The organism is Rhizobium sp. RHZ01, from assembly GCF_014851595.1.
GTDB lineage: Bacteria > Pseudomonadota > Alphaproteobacteria > Rhizobiales > Rhizobiaceae > Rhizobium > Rhizobium altiplani.
In genome coordinates this window covers 23,955-39,351 of sequence record NZ_JACUZZ010000032.1, presented here as the reverse complement: position 1 = coordinate 39,351, position 15,397 = coordinate 23,955, and the positions used below count along the sequence as shown (strand labels likewise).

At 56.7% G+C, this 15,397-nt stretch carries 14 protein-coding genes and 1 pseudogene; 8 read left to right on the top strand and 7 right to left on the bottom strand.

Features of this window, described 5'->3' with window-relative positions; all coding sequences use genetic code 11:
* Window positions 1-7 precede the first annotated feature (7 nt).
* The 3 genes and pseudogenes from IB248_RS26190 to IB248_RS26185 form a co-directional block, all read right to left on the bottom strand.
* Window positions 8-1,369: an IS5 family transposase gene (locus tag IB248_RS26190; protein WP_192241893.1), complete on the bottom strand. Its 1,362-nt coding sequence runs from the start codon at window positions 1,367-1,369 to the stop codon at window positions 8-10.
* A gap of 322 nt (window positions 1,370-1,691) precedes the next feature.
* A pseudogene (locus IB248_RS31975) lies at window positions 1,692-1,934 on the bottom strand (hypothetical protein); the annotation flags it as partial.
* Between the two features lie 687 nt (window positions 1,935-2,621).
* Complete coding sequence (locus IB248_RS26185; protein WP_029792641.1) at window positions 2,622-3,077, bottom strand: hypothetical protein; 456 nt, start codon at window positions 3,075-3,077, stop codon at window positions 2,622-2,624.
* Between the two features lie 1,197 nt (window positions 3,078-4,274).
* Between IB248_RS26185 and IB248_RS26180 the strand changes: the two genes are divergently transcribed.
* The 7 genes from IB248_RS26180 to IB248_RS26155 all read left to right on the top strand — a co-directional run bounded on the left by IB248_RS26180 (window position 4,275) and on the right by IB248_RS26155 (window position 10,878).
* Complete coding sequence (locus IB248_RS26180; RefSeq protein ID WP_029792643.1) at window positions 4,275-4,667, top strand: low affinity iron permease family protein; 393 nt, start codon at window positions 4,275-4,277, stop codon at window positions 4,665-4,667.
* A 229-nt stretch (window positions 4,668-4,896) separates the two neighbouring features.
* Window positions 4,897-5,316, top strand: coding sequence for a hypothetical protein (locus IB248_RS26175; RefSeq protein WP_192241892.1), 420 nt, complete (start codon window positions 4,897-4,899; stop codon window positions 5,314-5,316).
* Between the two features lie 30 nt (window positions 5,317-5,346).
* The gene (locus tag IB248_RS26170; protein WP_029792645.1) at window positions 5,347-6,855 is read left to right on the top strand and encodes an ATPase domain-containing protein; all 1,509 of its coding nucleotides are present in this window, start codon (window positions 5,347-5,349) and stop codon (window positions 6,853-6,855) included.
* Window positions 6,848-8,890, top strand: coding sequence for a PAS domain-containing hybrid sensor histidine kinase/response regulator (locus IB248_RS26165; RefSeq protein ID WP_192241896.1), 2,043 nt, complete (start codon window positions 6,848-6,850; stop codon window positions 8,888-8,890). The genes IB248_RS26170 and IB248_RS26165 overlap by 8 nt, the downstream gene beginning before the upstream one ends.
* Before the next feature lie 87 nt (window positions 8,891-8,977).
* A complete protein-coding gene (locus tag IB248_RS31965; RefSeq protein ID WP_348644159.1) occupies window positions 8,978-9,154 on the top strand; it encodes a DUF2934 domain-containing protein in 177 nt (58 codons plus the stop codon).
* Between the two features lie 2 nt (window positions 9,155-9,156).
* Complete coding sequence (locus tag IB248_RS31960) at window positions 9,157-9,423, top strand: response regulator (RefSeq protein WP_246733880.1); 267 nt, start codon at window positions 9,157-9,159, stop codon at window positions 9,421-9,423.
* Between the two features lie 441 nt (window positions 9,424-9,864).
* Window positions 9,865-10,878 (top strand): hypothetical protein, encoded by a 1,014-nt coding sequence (locus IB248_RS26155; RefSeq protein WP_246733879.1) that lies wholly within the window; start codon window positions 9,865-9,867, stop codon window positions 10,876-10,878.
* Between the two features lie 127 nt (window positions 10,879-11,005).
* Here the strand turns inward: IB248_RS26155 and IB248_RS26150 are convergent, their stop codons facing one another.
* The 4 genes from IB248_RS26150 to IB248_RS26135 all read right to left on the bottom strand — a co-directional run bounded on the left by IB248_RS26150 (window position 11,006) and on the right by IB248_RS26135 (window position 14,745).
* A complete protein-coding gene (locus IB248_RS26150; RefSeq protein ID WP_029792648.1) occupies window positions 11,006-11,227 on the bottom strand; it encodes a hypothetical protein in 222 nt (73 codons plus the stop codon).
* Between the two features lie 273 nt (window positions 11,228-11,500).
* Window positions 11,501-12,811 carry a cation:proton antiporter gene (locus IB248_RS26145; RefSeq protein ID WP_169684211.1) on the bottom strand — a complete coding sequence of 437 codons (1,311 nt, stop codon included), beginning with the start codon at window positions 12,809-12,811 and terminating at the stop codon, window positions 11,501-11,503.
* A gap of 3 nt (window positions 12,812-12,814) precedes the next feature.
* The gene (locus IB248_RS26140; protein WP_169684210.1) at window positions 12,815-13,909 is read right to left on the bottom strand and encodes a flavodoxin family protein; all 1,095 of its coding nucleotides are present in this window, start codon (window positions 13,907-13,909) and stop codon (window positions 12,815-12,817) included.
* A gap of 317 nt (window positions 13,910-14,226) precedes the next feature.
* A complete protein-coding gene (locus IB248_RS26135) occupies window positions 14,227-14,745 on the bottom strand; it encodes a DUF992 domain-containing protein (RefSeq protein ID WP_169684209.1) in 519 nt (172 codons plus the stop codon).
* 315 nt (window positions 14,746-15,060) lie between these two features.
* Here IB248_RS26135 and IB248_RS26130 point away from each other — a divergent pair, with 315 nt between their 5' ends.
* On the top strand, window positions 15,061-15,342 hold the full coding sequence (locus IB248_RS26130) for a hypothetical protein (protein ID WP_169684208.1): 282 nt from the start codon (window positions 15,061-15,063) through the stop codon (window positions 15,340-15,342).
* The last annotated feature ends 55 nt before the right edge of the window (window positions 15,343-15,397 follow it).

Below are 15,397 nucleotides of genomic sequence, written 5' to 3'. Positions count from 1 at the left end.
CTCGCTTTCAGGCAGGTTGTTGCGGCATCGGTCGGCTCTGGAACGTGAGGAAGAGTGCGGCGAACAGACACAAAAGTTGCCTGAACCATCGCAGCAGGAGGGAGAAGTTGTATCCGGCGGCGGCCAGAACGGAATTGACGGCGTCCCCCTGTTCGCCAGCGAGATAATTCCGGTCCATTCTGTGTTCGCTCTTGAGGTGTCCAATGACGGGTTCGACCGCCGATCGTCGTCGCATCTGGCGCTTGATGGCGGGCGTGAGACGGCGCTTCTGGCCACTGGTGAAGACCCTCAGCTTGTGACTTTCGGGAGCATTATGGCCGCGGTATCCAGCATCGGCCATAATGCAGGAGAGCTCGTTGCCAATCATCTTTTCCATATCCGGAATGACGGTCGCGAGCGTGTGGCCGTCGTACGGATTGCCGGGCAGCGCCGCTGCGTGCAGGGCGAACTGCCCGCCCTTTGAACGGTTCAGTGTTGTGGCCACGGACACCTTCACTCCGAACTCATAGGGCTTGTGCGCCTTGCCTTTACCAATGCACTCGACCTCGTCGGCATGCAGGCTGTAGATCTTGCGGCCACGCTGACGTTGCCGCTGCGCGATGACCGTTTTTGCCTGATAGAGCGACCATTTGAAGATCGCGTCGAGTTGTTCGTCGCCGGCGATCTGACGTTCGACGTCGCGAACGGTCCGGCCGAGATAGGTCTTCAACTTGCGCAGCGCCTTGCCGGCCCGTTTGAATTGCTTCGCATGAGCGTAGCGCTGGTGCTGGATCAGGGCGAATTTACCGACCCGAATATAGGTCTGGCGCAGATCAAGCCCCATTTTCTTCGCCAGCCGCACCAGCCGTTCGCGCGCCCGGTGAATAAGCTTGGCATCCGTCGGGAACATGACGTCCTTCGGTTGAACGGTCGTGTCCACGATCACCTGCCGCGTATCCTGCGGCTTCATCGCGCCTGTCTTGACGGCCACGGCCAGGCTCTCCTGCAAGAGCGCGCCGATCCGTTCCTCGCCCATGCGCTGCCGCCAGCGCGTCATCGAGGAGCGGTCGAACGATAGTTCGTGCCGAAAGAACTCCTCGCCGCAGAGGTACTGAAAGTAGGGGTTCTCCACCCAGCGCTCGCACAGCGCCTCGTCCGACAGGTTGAACGTGTGCTTCAGAATGGCCAGCCCCGCCATCAGCCGCGTCGGCAATGGCGGCGGCATGCCAGCTCCGTCCGAATAGACCGTCCCAAAGCGGGCTTCCAACACAGGCCAGTCAATAGCCTGCGCCAGACGCACAAGTTCGTGCTTCATGTTGATGATCTGGTCGAGCCGGGATCGGAATAAATCCTGTTCACCCGTTTGGCGCCGTTCGCGTGGTTTACCCATTCCTGGCTCTCCGATTCACCGCGATAAACCCAGTGAATCACGCTCCGCCAACCAGGGAAACCTCAAACTGATTTTGCAAGGAAACAGCCCGTTCGGTGGCTGTTTCCGGCAATTAGAAGATCTGCAGATCCTTCGATCCCTATGTCTAATCAGCAGCTTCCGAGTTCTTCACGGCCGACTGTTTAGTGGTGCGCGGACGCTGAGAGCACCGGTTCGGAGTAGAGGATACCCCCACTCGCGATCTGGCAAAACCCATGCTAGTTCCGTGTTCGACAGCGTACAAACCACGCAAGCGCTGTTGCGATGAGACCGGCTGGCTGAGCTAGCCGATTTCCGGGCACCCGCGGGAATTGCCGAAGACGATTCTGTCCGGCCCGGCCCGGGTGAACCCCTCAACGACAACGCTTCTCGACGTTACCCTGGCAATCTGCGGTCTCCTAAATCCTGCGTCACGTGCGAGGTCAAGAGCGTCGTCGGGATTGCAGCGCTCTCTTACGCGCCGCTCTTGGTTTCGATCATAAATTCCAACTCCACCTGGGCCGACTCGAAATTCCAGGTCTTGCGCGTATAGCGCCGGGAATGGCCAGGTAACGATTGTGGTCACAAGCGTTCCAAGCAACAGGGCTTTCGCGTTCATAGCAAATCCTCCGAACTTCGGTTTGTGTCTGAGCAACAGATCAGCGACCAAGTTGTTCCAGCATCGATGCTTGGGAAAAAACCATGGGGATATGGTGGGAGCAAACGACGTGCGTTTTGCTTGGCTAAATCGTGATCTCGATGACGGCACACCTCATGGCACGCATCGAGGCAAAAGCTCGCCGAACCGGGGTTCAATCGTCTCTCGGCAAGAGAAGGGCTGCGACCTCTATGAAGTTGAACATGTGAAAGCCTGATGCCTGAAATCCATCCGTTCAAACGCCTCGGACAATGAACCATTGAAGGTGCTCGCTCGCGAACAGGGTCAGTTCCTCGTCATCACCTGCGACTATTCCAAAGTGACGCATCACTATCTCCCAGGGGACCTTCATCGAGCTTTGCGGCAATAGCAACACTAGACAGGGTGCTTAGGAGCTTTAAGTGCGAGGGCTTTAGTAAAAAGTCTATCTTCGGATGACGTTGCACTCTCCCCCATGAAGCGACTACGGGCACCCCATCACGCGAAGACTCCGAGAGATACGAGTGATCCGAGTTCCCGTCTGGTCAAATGAGCGCCTGCGATAACACTGTTGCCCGCCCTCAGAACGTCGGCTCGTTACCGCGTCGCTCCGAACACAAACGCAAGGGCGGCGATGACGGCAACCGCGGTAATCGGTCTATCACGAACGGTTTCCTTTATATCGTCAAGCAAACTGCCGGCTCGAGCCTTCGCTACTCCAACTGAGTCAGATGCCACGCCGGAAACAGACTTCGCCAGCCGATTTGTATCGAGCCGGAGCGCACGAATATTCTCGCCTATCGACCCTGGACGGAGCGGATCGCTATTGGTGCTTTCCGTCGTGTATGGGTCGGGCTCGGATTTCACGCGTTCAGCAACCTCCGGGTCCGTCCTTCCGGTGGGGACGCCTGTAGTAGTAGCTGAAACGGGATCAGACGCCGGAAAAGAGTCTTCCAATCCCTGATCGAGCCCTCCTTGGCGTGCGCGACGTCTTTGCTCCGATTGTTCTTTTTGCATGGATTTAACTGCTGGGGAATCCTTGGGGTCAGGCATTTGTGATCTCCACTGTCCAGTGCCTTAATGAAAGCTCCAGCATGATCAGAAGTTCCCGCCGCGGGACGATTTCGTTAGCTCGTCAAACGGGCTGAACGCAGTCATTGTTGGAAATTTGCAACTTGGGGTGATGCCTGAGCCGCATTCACGCAGTCAGGGCACCCCAAATATGAAGACCGCCGCAGCAATCCAAAACAGTGCACATATTTCGATAGCAATTAGCATTCCGATTGAGCGGTCGCTCATCCTGCACTCCCCCACAACGCTTGAAGGCTAGCATAATTGCGGAGGGGCGCGGAAACACATTGTTTTTCCGATTATTTCAGGATGCGCGCATATAGGAAAGCTTGGGGCGACAGGCGGGCCTCGAGGAGCACCTCGCCAGGACGCACAGCAACCTGTTTGTACTCGGCAAACGGCGTCATTTCTCGACTTGGTGCCTTCGGATGCTTTGCACTGATCTTGCGGAAAGGACCCGATTACCTATCTGAAAAGAAACCTCGAGGTGGAGCATCGAGATGGATGCGTTGACGACTAAACTATCCTCCAATCCGACGATCGAAATTATTCCACCCCTACAAGTCAGTCGCTTCAGTAATTTCACCACTTGTCTTTGCTGCAATCGATCACGTACTCCGGGGGAAATAGACGATGACGGATGCGGCATATGCAATGAGTGCCTGGAGCCGAACGCAGAGCGCGGCGACATTCCCGCTTTTCGAAGTGGCCTTGGCCCAATTGCCAGCCGGCTACCTTGAAGGCAATTTCAAGGGCCGGCGCTGGAGCGTAACCGTGAAGCGGTCTGCGGACGGCCGGCGTGAGTGGCTGTTTGCCGAGGACCTTGGAGGGAGCGATATCGTCAGCTTCAATCTTTACAGATTAGAAAATGGACGCCACACTCTTCGCCCGTGCGAGATGTCGCAAGCGAAGGTAGTTGAATTCGTCATTGGTTTCCGCCCGGACACAAGGTCCGGGTGATTGATCAGATCTCAAAGCGAATTTTGACTGAGAACCGCATAGGCCGGGGGGCCTGAAAAGGGCAGAGGCAGCTTCCGGTCGTCCACCAGATCGATAGTCCTTGGTCGGTTCTTGTTGCCTTGGGTCATTTCTTTGTCTCCCAGCGTACAGGATCTCGGCTAACCGGAACCCTGAATGTGACGCCTGCGTTTACTTGTTGCCAGGAAACGAGAGAACGTCATGAACTCAGGCCATTTCTTTTCAAAATTCGCCACTGCTGTTGCTGAGTTATCAGGAAAACCGGTCACCTTCGTGATGGCGGTCGCACTTGTCTTGGTTTGGGCAGCATCTGGTCCGATATTCAGTTTCTCCGAAACTTGGCAGCTCGTCATCAATACCGGCACTACCATTATAACTTTTCTGATGGTCTTCGTGCTGCAGAACTCTCAGAACCGAGATGGCAAAGCCCTGCAGGCGAAGCTCGACGAGCTCATTTTGACCTCACAGGCGCAAAACAAATTTGTCGGGATCGAGAAGCTTGACGAGAAACAACTGCGCGAGATGAGTGCAAAACTCGCCGAAAAAGCCGAGTGCGTCGAGGACGTCGCTGACGAAAAAGCGGAGTCGGCTTGAAAGGAGATTCGTGTCGCAGATCTGCCACCGAGCCGCCGCTCGTGGAACCGGGGCTCAAGTTAAACGTTGTAAGCGACCAGAAGCCGATTAACGTCCCGGCCGTAAGCATCGAGCCTTGCACGGCATACCGGCCGGCCAGCCCGTTTGACGCTTCAATGCAAGGTGAGAGGTTATGGGGCGAAGGATGGCCGAGAACAGAACGGTCGAAACCCACGGCGATACAATTGGCATGCCGGTTTCCCGCAATGTCGTCAAGGCGAGCAGGCCATCCACGGGCATTCCGCAGCAGCGCGACGTCCATGAAGAGCGGGAGATGGGAACGCTTCGCCAACACGCGGAAGAAATGCGCCGACAGGTAGCTGACGTAGCGACGACGTTCAGCGGCACGGCTCACCAAGCCGCCAGACAGGTTGAAGGACCGGGAAAACTCAATCCGGGTTCGAGCCCTTTGTTTGCTGCAAGTCCAGCCAGCACCGTCGCACTTGTCATTGCCGGTTTTCGGCCCCTCGATCGAAATCTTCGCGATTTCCTCGAGAAAATACGAAACCATATCCAGTGGCAAAATGAAGATGAATGGCCTGGCAAAGTGGTTGGCGGAACGACGTTGCTGTCGCGCCATCCTACACCAGCTAATTGCACGGCGGAATGAGTTTGCAACCCCTTGGGAGGAAGGATCTGGATGCTCGACGAACAGACGCAGGCTAAAACCGGAATTCCCGGCCTGGATGACGTCTTATGCGGAGGCTTAAGTCGCAGGCACGTATTTCTCCTCGAAGGCGCGCCGGGAACGGGAAAGACGACAATCGCACTTCAGTTCCTGCTTGACGGAGCGTCAGCAGGTGAAAAGTGCCTCTACGTTACTCTCTCCGAAACCGAGGAGGAACTGCGCGGCACCGCAGCGTCGCACGGGCTGACGATCGACGACAGCCTGGAAATCTTCGAACTTGTTCCCCCGGAAAGCCTTCTGAATGCCGACCAGCAGCAAAGTCTTCTCTACTCGTCGGACCTTGAGCTCGGCGAGACGACGAAAATGATCTTTGAGGTCTTCGAACGCCACAAGCCGAGCAGAGTGGTCATCGACAGCCTTTCGGAAATCCGCTTGCTGGCGCAGAGTTCGCTTCGATATCGCCGCCAGATCCTTGCTCTCAAGCATTTCTTTGCTCAATCGGGGGCGACTGTGCTGCTGCTCGACGACATGACGTCGGATGTCCTGGACAAGACCGTTCACAGCGTCGTCCATGGCGTTATCCACCTTGAACAGCTGGCTCCGGATTATGGCTCCGAACGCCGGCATCTGCGCGTGATGAAATATCGCGGCCGCGCGTTTCGCGGTGGCTTTCACGATTTCATCATTTGCAGGGGAGGGGTGCGCGTCTTCCCGAGACTGCGGGCCGTGGAACACAAAACGGACTTTACCCGCGACAGGGTCGGAAGCGGTGTTGCCGAACTCGATCGTCTTCTCGGTGGGGGCGTTGAGCGTGGATCGAGCACCTTGCTTATCGGACCAGCAGGGACCGGTAAAAGCCTGTTTACACTGCAGTTCGTCGATGCGGCAGTCAAACGTGGAGAACGGGCGGCCGTTTTTGTCTTCGACGAAGAGCTCGGGCTTTTGCTTGATCGGACAAAAGCCCTCGGCTTCGACTTCGAAAGCATGCGGGATGAAGGCAAGCTGCATCTGGAGCAACTCGATGCTTCCGAGGTCTCTCCGGGAGAATTCGCCCAGCGCGTGCGCGACCGCGTTGCGGATTTTGATGCCAAGACCGTCGTGATCGACAGCATAAATGGCTATCAGGCAGCCATGCCCGGCGAGAACGCCCTCATCCTTCACATGCACGAACTGCTTCAGTATCTCAACCGCCAAGGCACAACAACGTTTCTGACAGTTGCGCAGCACGGGCTGGTCGGCGATATGAAAACCCCAGTCGATCTTACATATCTCTCAGACACAGTCGTTCTGCTGCGTTACTTCGAAGCCTTGGGCAAGGTTCGCAGGGCGATCTCCGTCGTCAAGAAACGCGCCGGAAAGCATGAAGACACGATCCGTGAATTTGAAATCAGCGAGAGAGGACTGACGGTGGGAGCACCGCTGTCGGCGTTCCAGGGTGTCCTGGGGGGCGTCCCCACCTTCCTGGGCGAAAAGCAGTCTCTGATGTCGGAGGCGAAAGGGGAGGAGCGCGAAAATTCCTGATCAGCTCGCAACCAGCCTTATACTTGCGCCTTCGGGCAGAGATACTCAAATTGCTTCCTCCCTTCTCAGGGAGGCGGGAATTCCCAGTGATGCCGTGTCCGATCTGTCGTCGCTTCTGCGGGCAATTGGTGACGACACCGCCTTCGTCGTGCTGACAGAAGAGGCGTTGCACAGTGTGGATATGAAACCGCTTTCCGAATGGATACTGCGACAGGCCTCCTGGTCTGACATGCCATTTCTCGTACTAACGCAGCGCGGCGGTGGTTCGGAGCGGAATCCAGCTGCAGGCCGGCTGTCAGGAATTCTTGGGAACGTCAGCTTCATCGAGCGGCCCTTTCATGCCACCAGCTTCATTAGCGTTGCCCAAACCGCAATGCGAGGAAGACGCCGCCAGTACGAGGCACGAGCTCGCATCGAGGAGCTTCGCGAACAGGAACGGCGACTGCAAACTGCCCTCGAGGCAGGCAGGCTCGGCGCCTGGGAACTGGATCTAGTAACCTACGACCTGTCGACTTCCCCAATATGCAAGGCGATCTTCGGCCGATTGCCGAACGAACCACTTGCCTACCCGAGACTACAGGCCAGCATCCATCCCGACGACCTTAAAGGCATGCACGAAGCCCTGGCTGCAACGATCGAAACGGGTGTTGGGTTTGCGGCCGAGTATCGGGTTATTTGGCCGGACCGCTCAATCCACTGGGTGGAGAACAGGGCACAGCTCTTGCGCAACCGGATCGGGGTCGCGGTCAAGCTGGTCGGCGTTTCGGTCGACTTCACTGAGCGCCGCCAGATCCTGGAACAGCAGCGACATTTAAATGAAATGCTCGAAGAGCGTGTCGCGGCCCGAACCGCCGAGTTGGAAGCTGCTCACGAGATTGTTTTGGCCGAGGCCGCGCAGCGCCAAAAGGCGGAAGAGCAACTTCGCCAGATTCAAAAGCTTGAAGCGATCGGGCAATTGACAGGGGGCGTTGCTCACGACTTCAACAATCTATTGATGGTGGTACTCGGAAATCTCGAATTGATCCGCAAGGCGGTAACCAATGAGGCGCGTCTGGTCAGGTTGGTCGATGGAGCGCTTCAAGCCGCGAAAAGAGGGGCATCTCTGACACAGCGCTTGCTGGCATTCGCACGGCGCCAGGACCTGCAGGTAAAGGCGGTTGACCTGCGCAAGCTGGTTACAGACATGGAGGATCTTCTCCGGCGATCTATCGGTCCGATGATCATTTTGGACAAAGAAATGCCCGAGAACCTGCCGCATGTTCTTGCTGACGCAAATCAGCTTGAACTTGCCCTGCTCAACCTTGCGGTCAACGCCCGGGACGCCATGCCCGAAGGAGGTTCGCTCAAGATTGCGCTTGCAGAGATCAATGTCGCGCCCGGAGACAAGGAACTGTCTGCCGGTCGTTATGTCCTTCTGGGCGTTGCCGACAATGGGAAAGGAATGGACGAGGATACGCTCGCAAGGGCGGTGGAACCGTTCTTTTCCACCAAGGAACTCGGGAAGGGTACAGGCCTCGGACTTTCCATGATCCATGGCCTGGCGCTGCAACTTGGGGGCAGCTTTAGCCTTGAGAGCACGCTCGGCTCCGGTACAACCGCTCAACTCCTGATCCCAGCCGTGGAGGGTGACGTCGTGCAGATGGACATAAAGGGCTCATCACCCGTCATCATGCCGGACAAACAGCCGAAGCGCATCCTTCTGGTTGATGACGACATCCTGATCGCGATGAGTTCGGCTGATATGGTAACCGACCTTGGACATGAAGTGGTGGAAGCTCATTCGGGAGCGGAGGCGCTCGAAATTCTCGGTAGCGATCAGCAGTTCGATCTTCTGATCACCGACTATTCCATGCCCGGCATGAATGGCGCGGATCTTGTACATGCCGCACGGCGGTTAGTTCCCGACCTGCCCGTGCTTCTTGCGAGCGGCTATGCCGACCTGCCAGCAGGAGTGCAGGTAGATGCAGTCAGGCTTGGGAAGCCATATACCCAGGATCAACTCGCGCACGAGATCTCCAGCGCTTTGCAAGCATGACAGATTTGATCAAAAAGGCGGGAACCGGACCTGGTCTCTCCCGTTTTGTAGCGCGCATGTCATGGCTGCAAAACCAGGGGACGAACGATGATGGCCGATAACAGACAGGATTGGATCGCTCACCGCGCATACGCACTTTGGGAGCAGGCGGGACGACCGTACTGGGAAGACAAGATTCATTGGCGACAGGCTGTCCTGGAGGGAGAGCTCTCCTCAAGCAGACCGGCGCCTCTGCCGACGGTCAGGAAGTCTTCGATCGCCTAGGCATGACGGAAAGACCTGTCAGGCGCGATCGTGCCACCAACATCCTCGTTGTCGAAGACAAGGCGAAGCTTCGTTACGATACTGTTGATTTGCTCGAAAAGGCTGGCTACCGCGTTTTGAAGGCAGCGAATGCGGACGAAGGGTTGGTCCTCTTCAAAATCAATCAGATCGACACGCTTTTTACTGATATCGATATGCCGCGCAGCATGGACGGCCTAGGTCTTGTGAAACCGTGCATGTCCGATGGCCCGAAACCGGAGTTATCGTGACCTCGGACGCCGTCAGGCTCTCCCCCGCGGCATTGAAAGCGGCGTAGATTTCATCTCCAAGCCAACCTCCAACACTGAGCTGTTGAAAATGATGGGTTAATCGCCACCTTGTTCTGTCGTCGGATTTTGGAAAGTCCGGCGAGTTGAGAACGGGCTTGGTCTTTAGGGGTTTCACGAATGCCCTTGTCTTCCCAAGGCTTCGGTATTGTCGCTACTTTCACAGAGGCGTTTCAATTATCTCGGTTTAGACGACCATGAACGAGTAGTCGACCTTGACTACCATTGTCGGTATCTGGTCCGTTCCTTATTGTATGGCCCTTCAAATCTTCTGCCTTCGCCGTGCGTTTCGCGCTGCGGAAACGCGAAAACTTGAATTATCCGTCTTTTGAAAGCTACAACGGTTCGAAGACGCGCGGTAGAGGTGGGATTGAGATGTGGAGAATGAAAATTAGCCAAACCCTCGCCAGCCTGGCATTTTGCATCAGCGCGGCGGGCAGCATTGCATTGGCAGACGAAACGCCCCCGCCGAAGTGCCTGCGGATTGTATCGGAAGCATTTGAGAATTTCGTGATATCTCCGCTTCATGTTTCCCCCTCAGGTGACGGGGCGATTTACGCCGGCAAATCTCAGTCTGATACGCAGCCAGCAATTGCTGATGTCCCGGAAAAGGCACGAAGATTGCTATTGGAAACGATCGAGTCCGGCAAAGGATGGGCGGCTTACGGCACCAGGACAAATACAGAGAACAAGTTGGAGACGCAGGTTCTTTACGTCTTCGAGGATGGCGATTCTTGTGCGACCTTTCCGAAGGTTCCCAAACGCATCAGCACTATTTACCTGCCCGGGGGAGTATCTCGATCTCTCCTGTTGTTTTTCCGCCAACCGACAAGCGGGGACGACGCGGAACTGCGTACGCGACTTCAGGCATTCCTGACCAAGACAAACCAAGACCGCCCCGTCACTACCGCGCCACATGCGGTCAAGGGCGCAAGGCTACAGAAGATCGATTCCGGCCAATTCGTCAGTAAATGGAGCAACGTCTTTCCGCCAGCAATGCTTGCCAGTCTGGCGCGGTGGCAGGATGCTTGCAACGCGCGCAGCGACGGCTCTAAAATGGACCTCTCCGACAGGTTTATCGACAGGATGGACGTCGACGGGGATGGTGACGAGGACTGGGTTGCGAACGGATACGGCCTTTACTGTATAGGCCCAGATGGGAACCGGAGACAAATGGCCGGTGACGATAACGGCGCGACGGTCTGGGTATTGCTGTCGGATGGGAAAAAGCTTGGGCTAGCAGCTGAACTGCGCTTTGCCCACGGGGATACAATCCGGCAATACACTGGATATTCGGTCATCGTTTCGAAACTTGGTATCTTTCCGCTGCGTGGCGGTCCGATTGGCGAACCGGTCCAGGTCCTGCCCAAGGGCGGGCGCGTGGCATACAAGCTTTGAAACGCTTTTGTATTGATCTGCACCGCAACCGGACACCTTCCTTAAGCAATCAGGTCATGCCTCCGCGCTGAAGGTCAGTCCAAGAGTTCTGCGCGAACAGAATGCTGCCGTAACCGCAGTGGATGCACTATCTGCTGTTGATGACGATGTCGTTGCGGATCAGGTCTGACAATTCAGCTTCATCGGTTACCCCAAGTTCGATCCACTGGAGCAGGCTTTTTGCCTTTCGGCCCGCTTCAACACTTCCCCTTGGATAATCGTTCTCTTCGCACCAGCATTGCAGGATGCGATCAATCATGTCGTTCACTCTCGATATTAACACCGGTTTCGCCAGCTCAATCCGCCGCATCTGCCCCCCCTACCCGAATGAGGTCAAGCCTAGAAGGGCCGGCGGTAGGAAGGCAATGCGCGATATATGAGATTTCTCTTATGTGACGGTGGTTGAAGCCGGCCTGTTGTAAAACGGCCATAGTAGTCAAGTGTTTAGACCATTGGGACGATGCCGAACGCAAACCAATCCTCGTCCCTCCTGACACGTAGTCCACTTTGTGCAGCGTTTGATGGTTCTTTAACGCCTCGGCTAATCCGCGCTGACGCGTAATCGAGGGGCCGAGTCACGAGTTCACGCGCGGCCCGATCCTTCGCCTCGCTCGAGTGAATTGCGCCCCATTGCGGTCATCCCGTCGATCCGCCGGGCCGGGTCCACACCGCGGCGCCGGTCGATCCATTTCATTACCGGCGTTACCGATACCCCGTGAAGTACAATCGATACGAGAATGATCAAAAAGACAGTCGACCAGACGGTCTCGATAGCCTCGAACTGCACCTTTCCGGAGGCGTAGGCGAGATAGTAGATCGAACCAAGACCACGGATGCCGAAGACAGCGATTATCAACTTCTCAGCCGTGGGGTGTGGGCAACCAAGCATGGAAATCCAGCCGCACACAGGACGGACAACGGCCAGGACCAGACCCGCGACCACCACCACCCGCCAATCTGCGAAGGAGATCAGTTTTCCCTCCGCCACCGCCGACCCGAAGCAAACAAGCAGCAACATCATTAAGAGCCGTTCGATCTGCTCTCCAAAATCATGCAGTTCCTCATGATAGTCGCTACTGCGCTCGATGGAACGAAAGGTAAGTGCGGTTACAAAGACGGCCACAAATCCGTAGCCATGAACGAGTTCCGTTGCAGCGTACGACACACAGGTGAAGCCGAGCGCGGCCAACCCGTCGCCGGTTTTGGCGAGCCGGCCAGCTTCAGGGGCCCTGAAAGTGAGAAAGCCGAGGAGGCGACCGACGGCCCAGCCAACGGCCACGCCGGCGGCAAGCCGCCAAACGACGTCCACCACGAACCACCGAGCTGTCCAGCCCCAGTCACCGCCACTTGCCGCGATGGCGATCGCGGCCATGACAAACGGAAAACTCAGTCCATCATTCAGTCCGGCTTCGGACGTCAGTGCGAAACGGATGTCATCTTTTTCTCCGGTCTTCGGAGGACCGACCTGCACATCACCCGCAAGTACCGGATCGGTCGGGGCAAGCGCCGCCCCCAGAAGGAGGGCTGATGCCAGGCCAAGGCCCAGAACGCTCCAGCCCAGGAACGCAATAGCACCTATCGACAACGGCATCGCCAGTCCGAGCAGACGCCACGTAGTCATCCACCGCCGCCATCCAAGCGGTCGGTCGATCTTCAATCCGGCGCCCATCAACGCGACGATCACGACGAATTCCGTGAAATGCTCGGTCCATACCGCGTTCTCAAGGGGGTTCATGCGCGGAAGTGGAGAAATTGGGGACCATGCCAACAAAATTCCGATGCCAATGCAGCAGATGGGCAACGACAGCGGAATGCGCCGGAGAACGAGTGGAAGCCACGCGGTGAGAAGCACGACGGCACCGAACAGAAGCAGCGTCACGGCGTAAGAGTTCAAGTCCTATTTCTCCCGCGCCTGCTTCAACCGCGAGCCTGCGGCGATCTGATGACCCTGCCTCTTCGCAACGACGGCTTCCAAAAGAGTCCGAGCGGCATTGCGACCCTCTTCTTGGAATGCCTGGTCCTTTTCGAAGGCGACGTGACTTGTTGCATAGGGCTCCCAGTAGCCGATGTAGCGATCGACCTCAGCAAGGGGGCCGGCTGGAACAAGCGCCATCGATTTCAACCAGTCGGAAACACTGCGACGGACGCCTTCCGCGCCCTCGGTGTCTCCGTGGACGATCACCGAGAAAATGCGTCCTTCGAGATGGCGAGGGTAGTGCCAACCCTTCATCTCGATCTCCTTGGCCTCTTTTGCGTGTTTTCCATGGGTCGTCGTTGGATCCGGGTTACCTCCGTCTGCGCAGACAAGTCGGTCGATCATCAGCTTGAGAGGGGATGAGGTCTGATACCAATTGACAGGGGTCACGATCATGATGCCATGGGCCTCGACCCACAGTGGATAGATTTCGTTCATCCAGTCATGAACCTGTCCGAGCGAATAGTTCGGATGGCAGGAGCACGGCCAATGACAAAGTGCGGCCGACGTCGAAAAGCAAGCTTTGCAGGGATGGATCTGACGGCCATATTCGGAAGCAACACGACTAAGGTCCAGAACATTGATGGTCACCATCGGGTTTTGCTCCAGCACCGACCGCGCCGTCTGGATCATGCGGAAACTTTTGGAGACTTCGCCAGGACAAGTATGCTCGCCACGGGATGACCCGTTGATGAGGAGCAAGCGATGTGGCCCGTTCTGGTTATCATGCCGGCGCTTGGCTTCGTGAATGGCTTGGCGCGCATCAAGCCAATCGGCGGCGAGATCACAGTCCGGGTCCGCAAACTCGCAGCCAGCCTTGCGAGTTCTCGGAATCTTGCGGGAATTTTTGTAAGCGTCCCAAGCCGCAGCACTGATCTTTGTGAGCTCTGGTGTGAGAGGCTCGTAAGCCGGATCCTGGAACTGATTGAGGAAGCGACGCCTGAACTCGTCTTCATCAAGGCGCGGGCTTGGACTGCCTTTTCTTGCTTCAAGGTCGGCCGAAGATATGTTTGACATTCGTGAACTCCTTGACCTTAAGCAACAACGTCACTTCAAACCCGGAGTTCCTGAGGTTTAATTTGAAAAGCTTGTCATGCTTGTGTCTACGCTCACGTTGATCGCATGTTGGCAAGTCGCGCTCCCCGGTCCGCTCACTTAGGTGATCGCCCATTTTGGCGAACCATTCATCCGCTTGCGGCGTATCTGCGAATTCCCGCTTTCGTTAAGCCGCCCTATGCTGGAAGGTCCGATGCCATTGCCTGGCGTCGCCGGGGCGTCGCCAGGTTGTGACACATCTCGGTTCGGATGACTCTGGCTTTCCGCATCCGTTCCGATCAACGAACTGGAGAGAGCTGCAATCGCGAGACGCCAGCCGCAACGTTCAGCCCGGTTCCGGTCTGTCCGCTGACAGGCTGAAGCGCAAAGTTTTCGGCATTGCCCCCGACGAGAGCATTAGCACCAAGGCCAACACCGATTGCCGCGTTCGCGGACGCACCGACATAGGTACCGGCGAGATCGCCTTCACCGACGCGCGTCGGCTTTGTATTGACGACAACCCAACTCAAATAGGACTTGCCACTTACGCCGATATCAAGACCAAGCTTGCCAATCGATCCGGCATACTGCTCCACCCAACCGCCTTGTTGGCGAAATCGGCAGTTGATCGCACGGTTCGATCCGATAACCATTCCCACCCCTCCGGCGACCTCGCACGACAGCGTGCCCAGTCTCTGGCGCGGTTCTTTCACGATGACTACTTTTTGCGTGGGCTGCGTCTTGTGGGTCGTAGCTGCCCAGCCGCCCGAAGGAATTGTAAAAGCCACGGCTGCGATGGCTAGGATAATGTTTTTCATCTCGGGTTCCTCTCAATTGTTAATCCATATGGCCTGGGAATTAACCGATCCCGAGGGCAGAGGTTCCGTCCTCGCCTCTGCGAAGCGCTGCGATCCGGATGGAACGAGGACGAGCGCGCGCGTCCATCAAGCTCTTCAACTTACGACGAGCCGGGGGAACGGGCAGCGCTTGCCGGGCGTCGCAGACCCGTGCAACCAGCGCTTGTCAGCTATGATTTGCATTCCTGAAGCGGGGCCCCCACCTTTTTAGCGATCAGATAACTTCACCATGAAAAAGCGCCGCGAACTTAAAGCTGTTCGCGCGAGGAGGCTGTCATGAATGCGATTTCCAAGAGACTGGACGAGATGACCCTCGTTGAAAGAATCAACTTGCTGGAGACGGTCGCCGACGCTTTGGAAGCGAGCGCAGATGAAGCTGAAACCTTGGGCGATGCACGGTTTGTGACCAATTCAACGTGCCTCGCCTCAACAATCCGCGGGCTGTGCGGCGATCTCGCGCTACGCGATTTCCCAGCTGCCGAGCTTCTGCTGGAGCAGGGCATGCTGCTGGTGTACCAGTTTTCCAACAGGAAGGGCGCCCGCCCATACCTAAACTGACCTTCCGACAAATCGGCAATTGAGCAAGACGGACAGTGATCTGCTGGGTCCGAGG